General features: G+C 58.9%; 14 protein-coding genes. 8 read left to right on the top strand and 6 right to left on the bottom strand.

Annotated features, from left to right (window positions below):
* The first annotated feature begins 143 nt into the window (after nucleotides 1-143).
* From AAC621_RS08690 to AAC621_RS08670, 5 genes are read left to right on the top strand one after another with little or no spacing between them, the layout of a single operon-like run.
* On the top strand, nucleotides 144-1082 hold the full coding sequence (locus AAC621_RS08690) for an ABC transporter permease (RefSeq protein WP_340254381.1): 939 nt from the start codon (nucleotides 144-146) through the stop codon (nucleotides 1080-1082).
* Nucleotides 1079-1900: an ABC transporter permease gene (locus AAC621_RS08685; RefSeq protein ID WP_340254378.1), complete on the top strand. Its 822-nt coding sequence runs from the start codon at nucleotides 1079-1081 to the stop codon at nucleotides 1898-1900. Before AAC621_RS08690 ends, AAC621_RS08685 begins: the two co-directional genes overlap by 4 nt.
* A complete protein-coding gene (locus AAC621_RS08680; protein WP_340254375.1) occupies nucleotides 1897-3495 on the top strand; it encodes an ABC transporter ATP-binding protein in 1599 nt (532 codons plus the stop codon). The genes AAC621_RS08685 and AAC621_RS08680 overlap by 4 nt, the downstream gene beginning before the upstream one ends.
* Nucleotides 3492-4232: a glucose 1-dehydrogenase gene (locus AAC621_RS08675; RefSeq protein ID WP_340254372.1), complete on the top strand. Its 741-nt coding sequence runs from the start codon at nucleotides 3492-3494 to the stop codon at nucleotides 4230-4232. Before AAC621_RS08680 ends, AAC621_RS08675 begins: the two co-directional genes overlap by 4 nt.
* Nucleotides 4233-4242: 10 nt before the next feature.
* Nucleotides 4243-5229, top strand: coding sequence for a P1 family peptidase (locus AAC621_RS08670; protein WP_340254369.1), 987 nt, complete (start codon nucleotides 4243-4245; stop codon nucleotides 5227-5229).
* On the opposite strand, the gene ruvB is transcribed toward AAC621_RS08670, so the two are convergent.
* The 6 genes from ruvB to AAC621_RS08640 form a co-directional block, all read right to left on the bottom strand.
* A complete protein-coding gene (gene ruvB, locus AAC621_RS08665) occupies nucleotides 5230-6264 on the bottom strand; it encodes a Holliday junction branch migration DNA helicase RuvB (RefSeq protein ID WP_317655609.1) in 1035 nt (344 codons plus the stop codon).
* Between the two features lies 1 nt (nucleotide 6265).
* Nucleotides 6266-6949: a Holliday junction branch migration protein RuvA gene (gene ruvA / locus AAC621_RS08660; protein WP_340254366.1), complete on the bottom strand. Its 684-nt coding sequence runs from the start codon at nucleotides 6947-6949 to the stop codon at nucleotides 6266-6268.
* Nucleotides 6946-7449 carry a crossover junction endodeoxyribonuclease RuvC gene (ruvC, locus tag AAC621_RS08655; protein ID WP_340254363.1) on the bottom strand — a complete coding sequence of 168 codons (504 nt, stop codon included), beginning with the start codon at nucleotides 7447-7449 and terminating at the stop codon, nucleotides 6946-6948. Before ruvC ends, ruvA begins: the two co-directional genes overlap by 4 nt.
* Before the next feature lie 86 nt (nucleotides 7450-7535).
* A complete protein-coding gene (locus AAC621_RS08650; RefSeq protein ID WP_340254360.1) occupies nucleotides 7536-8408 on the bottom strand; it encodes a 50S ribosomal protein L11 methyltransferase in 873 nt (290 codons plus the stop codon).
* A gap of 7 nt (nucleotides 8409-8415) precedes the next feature.
* The gene (locus tag AAC621_RS08645; RefSeq protein WP_340254357.1) at nucleotides 8416-9666 is read right to left on the bottom strand and encodes an MFS transporter; all 1251 of its coding nucleotides are present in this window, start codon (nucleotides 9664-9666) and stop codon (nucleotides 8416-8418) included.
* A 46-nt stretch (nucleotides 9667-9712) separates the two neighbouring features.
* Nucleotides 9713-11113 carry a YcjX family protein gene (locus AAC621_RS08640; protein ID WP_445322518.1) on the bottom strand — a complete coding sequence of 467 codons (1401 nt, stop codon included), beginning with the start codon at nucleotides 11111-11113 and terminating at the stop codon, nucleotides 9713-9715.
* Nucleotides 11114-11244: 131 nt separating this feature from the next.
* On the opposite strand from AAC621_RS08640, the gene truA reads away from it, so the two are divergent.
* From truA to AAC621_RS08625, 3 genes are read left to right on the top strand one after another with little or no spacing between them, the layout of a single operon-like run.
* Entirely contained in the window at nucleotides 11245-12024 is a 780-nt protein-coding gene (gene truA, locus AAC621_RS08635) for a tRNA pseudouridine(38-40) synthase TruA (protein ID WP_340256421.1), read from the top strand.
* Entirely contained in the window at nucleotides 12021-14201 is a 2181-nt protein-coding gene (selD, locus tag AAC621_RS08630; protein ID WP_340254351.1) for a selenide, water dikinase SelD, read from the top strand. Before truA ends, selD begins: the two co-directional genes overlap by 4 nt.
* Nucleotides 14202-14243: 42 nt before the next feature.
* Nucleotides 14244-14879 (top strand): hypothetical protein, encoded by a 636-nt coding sequence (locus AAC621_RS08625; protein WP_340254348.1) that lies wholly within the window; start codon nucleotides 14244-14246, stop codon nucleotides 14877-14879.
* Nucleotide 14880: the final 1 nt, after the last annotated feature.

Below are 14880 nucleotides of genomic sequence, written 5' to 3'. Positions count from 1 at the left end.
AAGACCCCGGCGTTCAGGGCGGTTAAGGTCTGCCATAGGACGACGCCATCGTCCCCAACCTCGTGGCACTATCTGCTGCGAAAGCCTTGAGTCGTGCAAGTCCCCTCTAGCGGCCTAGCACGCCTTCGGTCTAAGGTTTTGCCATGTTGAGCTATTTTCTCAATCGGGCGCTTGCGATGATCCTTAGCCTTGCCGTGGCAAGCGTGGTTATCTTTTGCCTCATTGAGGTGATCCCCGGTGATCCTGCCAGTTTCATGCTTGGCCTAAATGCCACAAACGAGGCGGTTGCAAACCTTCGGGCGGAACTGGGCCTCGATGGGGGACTTCTGCCCCGATATCTGGCATGGGTCGAGGGCATGGTGCAGGGAGATTTTGGCCTATCCTACACCTATCGCGTGCCCGTGGCCGATTTGATCCAAGATAGGCTTGCCGTTTCACTGCCCTTGGCCATTTACGCGCTGATCCTGTCAACTGCCCTCGCGATCCCTGTGGGGGTGCTGGCCGCGGCCAAGCGCGGCGCATGGCCCGATCTTGGGGTGATGGCGGCTGCGCAAATCGGCATTGCGATCCCCAATTTCTGGTTTGCAATGCTGTTGGTGCTGCTGTTCGCGATACAATTACAATGGGTGTCGGCGGGTGGATTTGCGGGATGGGACAGCTTTGGGGCGGGGCTCGCCTCGCTCACGCTGCCCGCTTTCGCCTTGGCCCTGCCGCAGGCGGCCATTTTGGCGCGGGTTTTGCGTTCGGCCCTCTTAGAGACATTAGAGCAAGACTATATCCGCACCGCCCGCGCCAAGGGCCTAAGCCGCAGGCAAACCCTATGGCGTCATGCGTTGCGCAATGCAGGCATTCCCGTGATGACGATCTTGGGCCTGCAATTCTCGTTTCTGCTTGCGGGTGCCATTATCATCGAGAATGTTTTCTTTCTTCCTGGGCTTGGTCGCCTGATCTTTCAGGGCATCACCCAACGCGATTTAATCGTGGTCGAGTCGGTCACCATGCTGCTTGTGTTCGCCGTGATCCTTGTGACCTTTTTGGTTGATCTGGCCTATGCGGCCCTTGACCCTAGGCTGCGCAGATGAAGGTGCAGCGATCCTTAATCCTTGGCGGTGCGATTAGCCTGTTTTTCCTTGCCCTCGCCACCCTTAGCCTCCTCTGGGTGCCCCATGAGGTCACAAGCCTTGCGATTGCCAATCGCCTGCATGGGCCAAGCGCCACCTATCTGCTTGGCACGGATCAATTCGGGCGTGATGTCCTATCTTTGCTGATGGTGGGCGCGCAAACCTCTATTGCGGTGGCGGTGGCGGCCATTGGCATTGGGGCAAGCATTGGCGTGCCTTTGGGTCTGCTGGCAGCCGCACAGCATGGGCGCTTTGGCGATGAACTGATTATGCGGGGCAATGATCTGATCTTTGCCTTTCCCGCGCTGGTGATCGCCATTCTGATCACTGCAACCTACGGCCCCTCGGCGTTTAACGCGATCCTTGCAATTGGCATTTTCAATATCCCCGTCTTTGCCCGCGTGACCCGTGCAGGGGCGCTGCCACTTTGGACATTGGATTACATCCTTGCCGCGCGTGTGGCGGGAAAATCCAAGTTTCGGATCAGCCTTGAACATATCTTGCCCAATATTCTGAACCTGATCATCGTGCAGGCCACGATCCAATTCAGCCTTGGGATTCTTGCTGAGGCCGCGCTCTCCTATGTTGGGCTTGGGGCACAACCGCCGACCCCCAGTTGGGGCCGCATGTTGGCCGAGGCGCAAACTATGATCTACACCCATCCGATGCTGGCCATTCTTCCCGGGGCCTGCATCATGGCCTTAGTTCTTGGCTTGAACTTGGCGGGGGATGGGCTGCGCGATCACCTTGACCCAAGACTGGAGCGCGCCCTGAAATGACCGCTTCGCCCCGCCTTGAACTGAAGAACCTGACAATCACCCATGACGGGGGCGCATTGGTTTCTGATCTTTCCCTGACGCTCGCCGCGCATCGGATCACGGCCTTGGTTGGGGAATCTGGATCAGGCAAATCGATGACGGCGCTGGCGATTATGGGCCTATTGCCCCAAGGATGCAGCGCGCATGGTTCGGTTCTGCTCAATGGCACTGACAGTCTCTTGGGCCTGTCAGATCGAAAAATGTGCCAGTTGCGCGGTCGAAGGATTGGGATGATTTTCCAAGAACCCATGACCGCGCTGAACCCCGTTCTGCAAATCGGCGCACAGGTTGCCGAAACCCTTATGGTGCATCGCATCGCTCCCAATCGGCGGGCCGCAATGGCGCAGGCGCGCACCGTTTTAGATCGGGTTGGCTTGGCGCAGATCGCGCTTGATCGTTATCCGCATGAGCTGTCTGGCGGACAAAGGCAGCGCGTGGCCATTGCCGCCGCGATCGCGGCAGCGCCCGAAGTTTTAATCGCGGACGAGGCGACAACCGCGCTCGATGTCACCACCCAACAGGGGATTTTAGCGCTTTTGAAAACCCTCGTTGCCGAGGATGGCATGGCGCTTTTACTGATCACGCATGATCTGGCCGTTGTGGCCTCGATGGCCGATGAGGTGGCGGTAATGAACCAAGGCCGCATCATTGAAAAAGGCGAGACAAAGCAGCTTTTGTCCCGCCCGCGCGACCCTTACACCAAGGCGCTCTTATCCGCCGCCCGCCCCGCCCCAAAAGAGACCGAACCCCTGACAGGCGAGACACTCTTATCTGTCGAAGGGGTCAGTCGCATCTATCCGCCCAAACGCCTAGGCTTGCGCAAATCTGAACCCTTCGTTGCGGTGCGTGATGCAAATCTTACCCTTAGGCGAGGGGAATGTTTGGGGATCGTTGGGGGCTCTGGATGCGGAAAATCCACGCTCGCCCGTGCCATTTTGGGGCTAGAGGCCGCGCAGTCAGGGAAGATTGTCTTAGACGGCACAGAGGTGCATCCGAACATGCCGCTTGAAAATCGGCGGCGTCTGTCGATTGTGTTTCAAGACCCCTATGGCAGCTTTGACCCCCGTTGGCGGGTGGGGCGCGTGATCGCGGAACCGCTTGATCTGCAAAATGTCCCATCTAATGAGGTCACATCTCGCGTTGCGACTGCACTTGAGCAGGTCGGGCTTTCGCCTCAGGATGCGCAAAAATACCCGCATCAATTCTCAGGCGGGCAAAGACAGCGCATTGCCATTGCCCGCGCGCTGATCACGCGACCCGATATCTTGGTGCTTGATGAGGCGGTTTCAGCCCTTGATGTCTCCGTGCGCGCACGGGTTTTGGACTTGCTAAAATCACTGCAACAGGAATTGCAGCTTTCGTATATTTTCATCACCCACGATCTCACGGTTGTGGCCCATATGGCCGACACTATTGCGGTGATGGAAAATGGGGTGATTGTCGAACAGGGGCCAGCGCCCCAAATTCTATCTGCCCCCAGACATCCTTATGCACAAAACTTACTCAACACCGCGCCCCGCTTGGACGCGGCCCCACAGAAAGGGACAGTTTCATGAGGCTTGCAGGAAAAACCGCAATTGTAACAGGCGGCGCATCGGGATTTGGCGCAGGGATCGTGCGCAAATTCCGCGCCGAAGGGGCCGAGGTGATGATTGCCGATCTCAATGGTGCAGCAGCTCATAACATGGCACAGGTCACGGGCAGCCTTGCCCATGAAACCGATGTCGCCAAGGGCGAGAGCGTGGCCGCCCTCGCCCAATCTGCGCTCTCCGCGTGGGGGCGTATTGATGTTGTTGTGAACAATGCGGGCATCACCCATCTGCCGCAGATGATGGAAGATGTTACCGAGGAGATGTTCGACCGCGTCCTCGCGGTGAATGCGAAATCTGTTTATCTGATGGCCCGTGAAATCGTGCCGTATATGAAAACTGCAAAAGCGGGCGCGATCCTCAATATCGCCTCAACCGCGGGCCTCAGCCCACGACCAAAGCTGAATTGGTATAATGCTTCAAAAGGTTGGATGATCACCGCAACCAAGGCGATGGCGGTGGAACTGGCCCCTCAAGGTATCCGCGTCAACGCGCTATGCCCTGTGGCGGGGGAAACCCCGCTTTTGTCCAGTTTTATGGGCGAGGACACGCCCGAAATGCGGGAAAAATTTCTATCAACCATCCCTTTGGGCCGCTTTTCCACGCCCGAGGATATGGGCAATGCTGCGTGCTTCTTGTGCTCGGATGAGGCCTCAATGATCACCGGTGCCGCCTTGGAGGTTGATGGCGGGCGCTGCATCTAGGGGGATTGCGATGTTTGAGAAAGGCGCGAAAAACTTAATCACCGATGTCGCGGGCCTATATGTCGGCCACGCTCAGGATGATGTGATCAAAACAGGGGTCACTGTTCTGACAGCCGAGCGCCCCTTTGTGGCAGGGGTGCATATCATGGGCGGTGCGCCTGGCACGCGAGAAACGGCGCTCTTATCGCCTGAGCGATTGGTGCAGGAGGTGGATGCACTGGTTCTTTCGGGCGGGTCTGCCTTTGGCCTTGATGCGGCCTCAGGCGTGATGGATGGCTTGCGGGCCGCAGGGCGCGGCTTCGCCGTTGGGGATCAACAGGTGCCAATCGTGCCCGCCGCAATTCTCTTTGATCTGATCAATGGCGGTGACAAAGCATGGGGTCAAAACCCCTATGCCGCCTTGGGACGTGCGGCGTTTGAGGCGGCATCGGCTGATTTTGACCTTGGGACAGTGGGCGCAGGAACTGGCGCGCTGACCGCAGACCTCAAGGGTGGGCTTGGCTCAGCCTCGGTCACCTTTGACGGGATCACGGTGGGCGCTCTGGTCGCTGTCAACGCATTGGGCCGCGTGACTATCGGCGATGGCCCACAATTCTGGGCAGCCCCATTTGAAATGGGTGCAGAATTTGGCGGGCTTGGAACAGGGGCGTTCGATCCATCCGCACGCCCCTTGGTCAAAGGTCATCGGGACGGGGCAACCACCATCGCGATTGTGGCGACAGATGCGATCTTGACCCAAGCGCAAGCCACCCGCATGGCCACCGCCGCGCATGATGGCATGGCGCGCGCGATTTACCCCGCGCATACGCCGATGGATGGGGATTTGGTCTTTGCCGCTGCAACGGGCGCGCGCGCCCTTCGCGATCCGCTCATGGATACGCTGCATTTGGGAAATGCGGCAGCCCTGTGCCTTAGCCGCGCGATTGCCCGCGCGGTCTATGAGGCCACCCCTGCAGCACATGATCCCCTGCCCACATGGGCCGAGAAATTTGGCTGATCACTCAAAAAGCCCCGTCTGGGCAGGCGGGGTAGGAACGGGCAGCCCTAGATGCGCAAAGGCCGATTGCGTCAGCATCCGCCCCCGCGGGCTGCGCGCGATCAGGCCTTGTTGCAAGAGATAGGGTTCAACCACCTCTTCGAGCGCATCGCGGCTTTCGGAAAGGGCGGCTGCAAGCGTTTCAATCCCGACAGGGCCGCCGCCATAAGACTCCGCGATTAGGCGCAAATACCGCCGATCTGCCCCGTCAAGCCCAAGCTTATCGACCCCAAGCCGTGTCAGGGCGCGATCTGCAATCGCCGCCGTTACGCGGCCATCCCCCTCGACCACGGCGAAATCGACCACGCGGCGCAATAAGCGCCCTGCAATGCGCGGGGTGCCGCGGGCGCGCTTGGCGATCTCGCGCGCCCCCTCCTCATCGGCAGGGGCGCCCATCAGGCGCGCGCCACGGGTCACAATCTGCTCCAACTCGGGCGTGTCATAATACACCAGACGCGTGGGGATGCCGAACCGATCCCGCAAGGGCGTGGTCAACAGCCCCAAGCGCGTGGTGGCCCCGATCAAGGTAAAGGGCTGCAATTCGATGCGCACAGATCGCGCGGCGGGCCCCTCACCTATGACCAGATCCAGTGCAAAATCCTCCATCGCGGGATAGAGCACCTCTTCGACTGCGGGGTTCAGGCGGTGAATTTCGTCAATAAACAAGACATCTCGCGGCTCAAGATTGGTGAGGATCGCGGCCAAATCCCCCGCTTTTGCCAAAACGGGGCCAGAGGTCATGCGAAAATTCACCCCCAATTCGCGCGCCATAATTTGCGCCAAGGTGGTCTTGCCCAAGCCGGGGGGGCCATGAAACAGCACATGGTCCATCGCCTCACCGCGCTTGCGGGCACTTTCGATAAACACCCGCAAATTCGCCCGCGCTTCGGCCTGACCAATAAACTCGGTCAGAAGTTCAGGACGCAAAGCGCGATCTTCGCGCAGATCATCCTGCGGGTGCGGATCGGGGCGCAATGTTGGATCAGGCGTGCTCATATCAATCCTTCGGGGCCAAGAGGCGCAGTGCCGCACGGATCAGCGCAGGGGTCGTGTCGGCCTCGTCTGCCGCGCGCGCAACCGCACTTGCCGCGTCAGAGGGGCCATAGCCCAAATTGGTCAGGGCTGAAATTGCCTCAGCCTGACTTTGCGCATCGGCCTGCGCGGTTGCAGGCGGCGGCGGTGCTGCAGGGGTTGATGCAGGCCCCTGCGGGCCTTCCACCACGGGCGCAGGGGCATTCTGCGCCAAATCGCGGGCCAGACTGCCGCCCATCGCCATCAAAGCGGGGCCTTTATCCTTTAGTTCATTGACCACACGCTGCGCCAATTTCGGGCCCACACCAGGGGCTGCTTTGACCGCGCCCCAATCCCCAATCGCAATGGCACGGGCCAAGGCCTCTGTGCCAAGCGCACCCGAGATTGCCATCGCGGCTTTGGCCCCCACGCCCTGAACAGACACCAACAAACGATGCCACTCACGATCATACGGGGTTAAAAACCCAAAAAGCTGCAAAAGGTCTTCGCGCACCAGAAGTTCGGTGTAAAGGCTTGCCACCTGCCCCGCATTCGGCAGGTTCGCAAGAGTGCGTTCTGAGCAATAAACCACATAGCCCACGCCACCGACATCCAAAAGCACATGGTCACTGGCGCGGTAATCCACGCGGCCTGTCAATTTCCCGATCACAGGCTTGCCCCCACTGCTTTCATGATCCGCGTCTGCGATTGCGCATGATGGGCATGACATATCGCAATCGCCAAAGCGTCAGCAGCATCAGGGGATTTTGGCGCGCATCCGGGCAATTGCAGTCGCACCATATGTCCAATCTGATCTTTATGCGCGTGCCCCACCCCAACCACGGTTTTCTTTACTGTGTTTGGCGCATATTCAGCCACAGGCAAGCCTGCCTTGGCAGGGGCCAACATCGCAACACCACGCGCCTGCCCCAATTTCAACGTAGCCGCGCCATCACGATTGACAAAGGTCTGTTCGACCGCCGCGCAATGTGGTGCAAATTCGGCAAGGACGGCGATTAATCCATCATATAGCGCCAAAAGACGCGGGGCGAGATCATCGCCCACCCCTTCGATAACGCCATTTGATATGTGGCGTAGGCGCGGGCCATCCGCCTCGATTACGCCCCACCCAAGATAGCGAAGCCCTGGGTCAATACCGATGATACGCATGGCCTGCTCGCCCTTTGTGGTTCTTTGCGTCAGCTTAGCCCATCAATAGCACGAAACAAGAACATTCAACAAGCGGGGCGTGCCAATCACCCCATGTAGCGCAGTGTCAGCGCCGCCCATTCCCCATGCTCGGACGCATAAACCCGCTCGAACCCTGCCGCGAGATAGGCGGCAGTGACGTCCTCAGCCTGCTCCAACAAAAGGCCTGACAAGATCAAATAACCGCCCTGCGCGGCATGACGCGCCATATCGGGGGCCAGTTCGATCAGTGGCCCCTTTAGGATATTGGCAAAGATCAAATCAAAGGGCGCGCGGGCTGCAAGGGTGGGATGATCAAACCCTGCGGCTTGCACAGCCTCGATCCGATCTGCGAGGTCATTCGCTTGGGCGTTTACACGGGCGACATCAACCGCGATCTCATCAATATCAGAGGCCAGAACAGTCTGCGGAAAGACCCGTGCCGCAGCCAAGGCCAAGACCGCCGTGCCACAGCCAATATCAACCACATTTTTGAAAACATGGCCCTCAGTGAGCAGGCGATCAAACGCAATCAAACATCCAGAGGTGGTGCCGTGATGCCCTGTGCCAAAGGCCATTGCGGCCTCAATCAGCAAGGGCACGGCATCGTTTGGAACTGTATCGGCATCATGGCTGCCGTAAAGGTAAAACCGCCCCGCGCGCACAGGGTGCAATTCACGGCGCACCTGCGCGACCCAATCGGTTTCGGGCAATTCTGAGACGACAAATTCCCGCGCGCCATGCGATGCCGCCAAAAGCGCCAATCCGATCTCATTGGGGGCCTCAAGGAAATAACCGCCCACCTCCCAACGGCCAGAGCCGTCTTCGATCTCAAAAACCCCTACGCCATAGGGCGCGGGATCAAGTGCCTCTATGGCCTCACCCAAGGCTTCGGCGGCGGATTTAGCAGGCAATGTGGTAAAGGCGGTAAAGGTCGTCATAAGCACCCTATTTGATCACAGTGGTGATGGGCGCAGCCACGGGTAAACCGCGCCGCGCAAGTAAGGTTTCATTCCCCGCCTCTGGATGACGCGGCACCAAAAGCGACAAGGCGAAAGATGTCGCAGCCATCCCTGACGCAAGCAGGAACACCGCAATCGGCGAGGTCAGCCAGATATACCCCAAGATCGCAGGCAAGAACACCGCTGCGATATGGTTGATGGTAAAGGCCACGGCGGCCGTAGGCGCAATATCAGCGGGATCTGCGATTTTCTGAAAATAGGTTTTGATGGCGAGGGCCAGCGCAAAAAAGATGTGGTTGCCGACATAGAGCACCGCCGCCATACCCACGCCCCAATCAAAATGATAGAGGCCCGCATAAAGCAGGAAAATCACGAACAAGCCCGCATATTCAAACATCAAGGCCGCACGTTCCCCAAAAAAGGCAACAGCACGACCCAGAAGCGGTGCTGCGATCATATTGGCGACCAATGTGACCATGAACAGCGCTGTGATCTCATGCACGGCAAAGCCATAGCGCTCGACCATCATGAAGCCTGCAAACACCACGAAAATCTGCCGCCGCGCGCCCGACATGAATTGCAGCGCATAGTAGAGCCAATAGCGGCGGCGCAGGATCATTTTGCGGTTCTGCGGGGTTGGGCCCTCAAATTGGGGGAAGGCGAAAAATGCAATCACTGCAACCAAGGCGGTGAAGCCGCCCGCCACCCCATAGACCAAGTCATAGCTCAAATCATAAGCACGCCATGTCAGCACGATTAACCCATAGGCCAAAAGCGTGGCCAAAGACCCCATCGACATCAGCCAACCAATGGTCTGTGGCGCGCGCTTTTTGTCGATCCATTGCAATTGAAGCGATTGGTTGACTGTCTCGTAATAATGGAACCCGATGGAGGAGATCAGGGTGACAATCAACAACCCCCCCAAGGAGGGGAATTGCGAGGTCAGCGCCGTGGCCAGACCCAACATAACCAAGGACACAAGCGCCAATTTCTGCTCGCGGATCACAAGCAATAGGGCAATCACGCCAATCGCGAGAAACCCTGGAATTTCGCGCACTGAATGCAGCCATCCTATATCAGCCCCGTCAAACCCTGCCGCCTCAATCACAAAATTATTGAGCAATGCAGACCATGTGGCAAAGGCCACAGGCATCGCAAAAGCCATCAGGAACAAAAGAACCTGCGGGCGCTGCCAGCGCGGCAAATGTGAGGTTTCAGAGAGGGGCACGAGCTTCATAGACTTTGCCATAGGCCCGAAGGGCTAGGCTTGGCAATTGAAACTTTCACCCCATACAATCTGCCAAAAGAAATTCCGCCGCCGCATCAAGGCGAATATGCGGGGGGCCAAGCCCCGCGCGCAGGCTTGATATAGGCGGGGCGAAATCTGTCACCGCGAATTCATGATCCGACCAATCCCGCGCGCCTTCGCGTGCAGGGGCAAGGATATGGTCGGGATGGTCTGGCAAGTGGCCCGCATAAAGGGCGCGCATCTGATTAGATTGCCCAACACGGCCCCGCACCAGATCAACCTCGGCCCCGTCTAGAATGCGGCTTTCCTCAACGGTGCTGCGCAGGCCTGCAATCGCCATAGCCCGCGTTTTCGCCCCCCGATAATCGGCGCGCTGTTTGGCCTGTTGCACCAAAGCCTCAAGAAGATTGGCATAGGCCTGATGCTGGGATTGATGCAGGTAATCTGCCTTGGTCGCGGCAAAAAGGATACGATCGGTTTTTTGCCCCAAGAGTGCCGCCAAAGGGCCATTCGCGCCGTGGCGGAACACCGACAAAATACCCGCCATCGCCTGTCGCAAATCTTCTAAGACCTCAGGCCCACCTTGCATGGCGCTGAGCAGATCCACTAAAACCACCTGACGATCAATGCGGGCAAAATGCGCGCGAAAGAACGGCCGCACTATTTGCGATTTATAGGCCTCAAAGCGCCGCGCGGCCTCGCGCGCGATTGTGCCACGCCTCAGGGCCTCAATCGGCAAGGGGCAAAAGGTTAGCGCAGGGCTGCCCTGCAATTCGCCCGGCAAGATAAAACGGCCGGGGGTCAATTGGCTGAACCCCGCCGCGCGCGCCGCGTGCAGATAGGCGGTGAAACTTTGCGCAAGGGCCGAGGCCTGCATCTCATCATGGCGCGTCTCAGCCACAGCTTCGGTGGCCATCGCCAAGAAATCTCGCGCCGCGGCCAAGCTCTGCGCTTTGGCGGAAATCTGCGCCAAACTGGACTTAGACCATTGCGCGTAGCTTTGCGTCAACAGTCCCAAATCCAACAACCATTCACCCGGATAATCAGTGATATCCAAATGCAAGCGGCGTGGGCCCGTCAGACGCGCAAACCGTGATTTTGGCGTGACGCGCAAGGACAAGCGCAATTGCGAAACGCTGCGCGTGCCAATCGGCCAATGCGCCTCTGGCCCCGTCATCGCGGCAAGATGGCTTTCGTAATCAAATCGCGCGACTGTATCATCGGGTTGTGGTTGCAGGTAGGCCGCTTCAATCCGACCTTCGCGCTCGGGCGAGAATGCCGCCATGCGGCCCCGCTCCATCAAATTGGCCACGAGAGAGGTGATAAACACCGTCTTTCCTGCGCGAGACACCCCTGTCACCCCCAAGCGCAGGCTTGGGTTTGAAAAGGCGCGCGTCAATGCTTCGCCCGTGCTCTCCACGCTGTCACGCAGCATATCGCCCAAAGATGATATCACGCTTGGCCTGCCGCCATCTAATGCCTTGCGCAAAGATAGGATGCCAAAGCCGCCATGGATAGGGGGTTATGGGCAATTGCATGGCGCGCGCGTTTCCGTTAGCCAAAGCCATGGCCCGTTATGCGCTCAAAGTCGAATATGATGGTCGCCCCTTTGCGGGGTGGCAACGTCAGGCTGATCAACCCTCAGTGCAGGGTGCGATTGAGGCTGCGCTTTCACAGCTTGAGGCGGATGTGCCCTCCATCGCTGCGGCAGGGCGGACAGATGCAGGCGTTCATGCCACGGGTCAGGTCGCGCAATGTGACATGGCCCAAGAGTGGCAGCCCTTTCGCCTGTCTGAGGCGCTGAATTATCATTTGAAACCTTTACCGGTGGCAATTGTGGCCTGTGCGCCCGTGTCAGAGGATTGGCACGCGCGGTTTTCCGCAGTTGAGCGGCGCTATACCTATCGGCTGATCAACCGCCGCGCGCCCTTGACCCTTGATGTGGGGCAGGCATGGGCCGTCAAGCAGCCCCTTGATCTTGCCGCCATGCAAGAGGCCGCACGCCATTTGATCGGCAAGCATGATTTCACAACCTTCCGTGCCTCTATCTGTCAGGCGAAATCGCCCGTCAAAACCCTTGATGAAATACGGATTGAGGCCTTCCCGCGCAGCGATGCGGTTGAATTTCAATTTCACCTGCGCGCGCGCTCGTTCCTGCATAATCAAGTGCGCTCGATTGTCGGCACGCTTGAGCGGGTTGGGGCGGGATCATGGTCGCCTGACGATGTGCGCATCAGCCTAGAGGCGCGCGATCGGGCCGCCTGCGGCCCTGTTGCGCCGCCTGATGGATTAATCCTGACGGGCGTGGGGTATCCAGATGATCCGTTTAGGGGTCAAGGATCATGACCCCCACCGCTTGGCCCGTGACCCGCGAAATTGTGCTTGTGGGGGGCGGGCATAGTCACGCGCTTGTCGCGCGTATGTGGGGGATGCGGCCGCTTGCGGGTGCGCGCTTGACCCTTGTCTCGCCCAACCCAACGGCGGCCTATTCAGGGATGCTGCCCGGTGCGATTGCGGGGCATTACCAACAAGACGAAATCGAGATTGATCTGGTTCGCCTTGCCCGTTTCGCCAATGCCCGCCTCATCCTTGCCCCCGCCATTGGGATTGATCGAGCGGAAAAACGCCTGCATCTCGCAGGGGGCAGGTCTATTTCCTATGATATAATGTCGATTGATATTGGCATCACGACTGATATGCCCGCCTTAGCAGGCTTTGCAGATCATGCCGTGCCCGTCAAACCTCTCGAGGGGTTTGCAGCCGCATGGGAGGGCTTTCTGACCCAAGCTCCCAATTCTGCACGCATCGCCCTTATCGGCGGCGGAATTGCGGGGGTTGAGGTCGCCATGGCCGTGGCGCACCGCCTGCGCACCACAGGGCGCAAGCCCGAGGTGACGATATTTGAGCGGGCACAGGCGTTGCAAGAATTGCCTCCGCGCGCGGCACGGCTTTTGCGACAAGACTTGCGCACCCAAAATATTACCCTGCGCGAGGGCGTAGAGATCACCGAGATCACCGCGCAAATGATCCATCTGCGAGATGAGTCCCCGCTGCCCTTTGATTTGATCCTTGGCGCGGCGGGCGCGCGGGCGCATCCGTGGCTGGCAGAGACAGGGCTTGCACTCAAAGATGGGTTCATCCGCGTGGGCGCCGATCTGCGCAGCGTGACAGACCCCGATATTTTCGCCACGGGGGATTGCGCGCATTTTGATCATGCCTCCCGCAGTAAGGCGGGCGTTTATGCGGTGCGCGCGGCAAAGCCCCTCTTTCACAATCTGCGCGCGGCTGTGATGGGGCGCAGTTCGCGCATCTATCAGCCGCAACGCCACTATCTCAAGCTGATTTCCTTGGGCGATAAGCGGGCCATTGCCACGCGCGGGCGGGTGGCTGCATCCTTTCCCTTTCTGTGGATGTGGAAAGACCAAATTGATCGCAAGTTCATGCGACAGCTGACCCAGTTGCCTGAGATGGCGGCACGACCGCAACCGCCGCAAGAACACGCGCTTGGCATAATCGAGGCCATGGGGCCAAAACCGCAATGCGGCGGCTGTGGCGCAAAACTGGGCCAAGCCGCGCTTGAGGCCGCCCTGCCCCCACCCCCAACCCACCGCAAAGACATTGAGATTGGGCGGGGGGATGATGCGGCGGTGCTGCATATGGGCGGCGCGCGCCAAGTGATTAGCACAGATCATCTGCGCGCGTTTTGCAATGACCCGGCCGTGATGGCGCGTATCACTGCCATTCACGCACTTGGCGACATTTGGGCCATGGGGGCCGCCCCGCAATCAGCCTTGGCAATGATCACCCTGCCCCCCTTATCTGAACCGCTGCAAAGTGCTTGGTTGACCGAAATCATGTCAGCCGCCGCCGAGGTAATGTCAGCGGCAGGCGCCGATATTATCGGCGGCCATAGTGCGGCGGGGGCGGAACTGAGCATCGGGTTCACTGTTACAGGTCTTGTTGCAGATCGCGCAATCGGACTTACGGGGGCGCAAGCAGGGGATGCGCTGATCCTGACCAAACCCATTGGCACAGGCGTTCTTCTGGCGGCAGAGATGCAAGGATTGGCAAAGGGCGGCGACATTGCGCGCCTTTATCAGGGACTTACGACACCGCAGGGGGCGGTGGCGGATATTCTCGTCCCCCATGCGCGCACCATGACCGATGTGACGGGGTTCGGCCTTGCGGGCCATATCATGAATATCGCCCGTGCCTCGGGCTTGGGGGCGCAGATTTGGCTTGATCAAATTCCTCTCTATCAAGGCGCGCTTGATTTGGCGGCGGCGGGGGTGCAATCGACCCTCTACCCGCAAACCCGCGCGCATCTTTTGGGGCAAATACGGGGCACAAGATCGGGCCCGCGCGCCGATTTGTTATTTGATCCTCAAACCGCAGGCGGACTTTTGGCAGCCCTGCCCCAAACCGTCCTGCCAGAGGTGCAAGCGGGACTTCGGGCCGCAGGTCACAACGGATGGGTTATTGGCAAAATAACGGATCAAACTGGCACGCTAGAGATCAGCTGAGGGGATTGAACCACAGCCCCCAAGCCGCTAATCCCGTGGTCTATGACCCAAGATGCAGTCACACCCTATTTCACCCGCGCTGATGGCAGCTATCTCTTCGCCCGTTGGGGTCGGCCTATCGCCCCTGTGGTGTTTGGGGTTGAGGATGCGACCGTGTCCATCGTCAAGGGCGCGCTTGAGGCGATTGTCGCACTCGCGGGCCACCAGATGGCCGAGACAGATCCCGAACTGGGCGCGAATTTCATGGTGTTTTTCATCCGTGATTGGGACGAGGTGCTTGCCACACCCAATATGGATCGCCTGCTGCCCGATTTGGCCGAGATCATTGCGCGGCTCAAATCGATAGATGCCAACCAGTATCGCGCATTTCGGTTTGATGCAGATGGTGGCATCAAAGCGGCCTTTGTTTTTGTGCGCATGGATGCGGATTTATCGCGTCTACCCGCAGATACCATCGCGCTGTCACAAGCGGTGCAGACGATTTTACTTTGGTCGGATCAAGCCTTTCCAGGGCAATCCCCACTGGCCGCAGGGACCGATGGCGCGGCGCGCCTGAAACCTGAAATTGCCGCGATTATTCGCGCAGGCTATGATCCTGTTATGCCCGTCTGCGCGCAAGACAGCACGCATGGCCTACGCATGGCGGCACGGGTGGCTGTCTTGGAGCATAGAAATTGAA

Source organism: Roseobacter sp. HKCC-CH-9208 (assembly GCF_037805125.1).
Lineage (GTDB): Bacteria > Pseudomonadota > Alphaproteobacteria > Rhodobacterales > Rhodobacteraceae > M30B80.
The sequence above is the reverse complement of the archived record's forward strand: the minus strand, read 5'-3'. Positions and strand labels throughout refer to the sequence as shown.

What these genes read in the sequence shown, in the direction of transcription:
- AAC621_RS08690 (WP_340254381.1), top strand. Translation starts at nt 144, where the DNA reads ATGTTGAGCTATTTTCTCAATCGGGCGCTTGCGATGATCCTTAGCCTT.
- AAC621_RS08685 (WP_340254378.1), top strand. Translation starts at nt 1,079, where the DNA reads ATGAAGGTGCAGCGATCCTTAATCCTTGGCGGTGCGATTAGCCTGTTT.
- AAC621_RS08680 (WP_340254375.1), top strand. Translation starts at nt 1,897, where the DNA reads ATGACCGCTTCGCCCCGCCTTGAACTGAAGAACCTGACAATCACCCAT.
- AAC621_RS08675 (WP_340254372.1), top strand. Translation starts at nt 3,492, where the DNA reads ATGAGGCTTGCAGGAAAAACCGCAATTGTAACAGGCGGCGCATCGGGA.
- AAC621_RS08670 (WP_340254369.1), top strand. Translation starts at nt 4,243, where the DNA reads ATGTTTGAGAAAGGCGCGAAAAACTTAATCACCGATGTCGCGGGCCTA.
- ruvB (WP_317655609.1), bottom strand. Translation starts at nt 6,264, where the DNA reads ATGAGCACGCCTGATCCAACATTGCGCCCCGATCCGCACCCGCAGGAT.
- ruvC (WP_340254363.1), bottom strand. Translation starts at nt 7,449, where the DNA reads ATGCGTATCATCGGTATTGACCCAGGGCTTCGCTATCTTGGGTGGGGC.
- AAC621_RS08650 (WP_340254360.1), bottom strand. Translation starts at nt 8,408, where the DNA reads ATGACGACCTTTACCGCCTTTACCACATTGCCTGCTAAATCCGCCGCC.
- AAC621_RS08645 (WP_340254357.1), bottom strand. Translation starts at nt 9,666, where the DNA reads ATGAAGCTCGTGCCCCTCTCTGAAACCTCACATTTGCCGCGCTGGCAG.
- AAC621_RS08640 (WP_445322518.1), bottom strand. Translation starts at nt 11,113, where the DNA reads ATGCTGCGTGACAGCGTGGAGAGCACGGGCGAAGCATTGACGCGCGCC.
- truA (WP_340256421.1), top strand. Translation starts at nt 11,245, where the DNA reads ATGGCCCGTTATGCGCTCAAAGTCGAATATGATGGTCGCCCCTTTGCG.
- selD (WP_340254351.1), top strand. Translation starts at nt 12,021, where the DNA reads ATGACCCCCACCGCTTGGCCCGTGACCCGCGAAATTGTGCTTGTGGGG.
- AAC621_RS08625 (WP_340254348.1), top strand. Translation starts at nt 14,244, where the DNA reads ATGACCCAAGATGCAGTCACACCCTATTTCACCCGCGCTGATGGCAGC.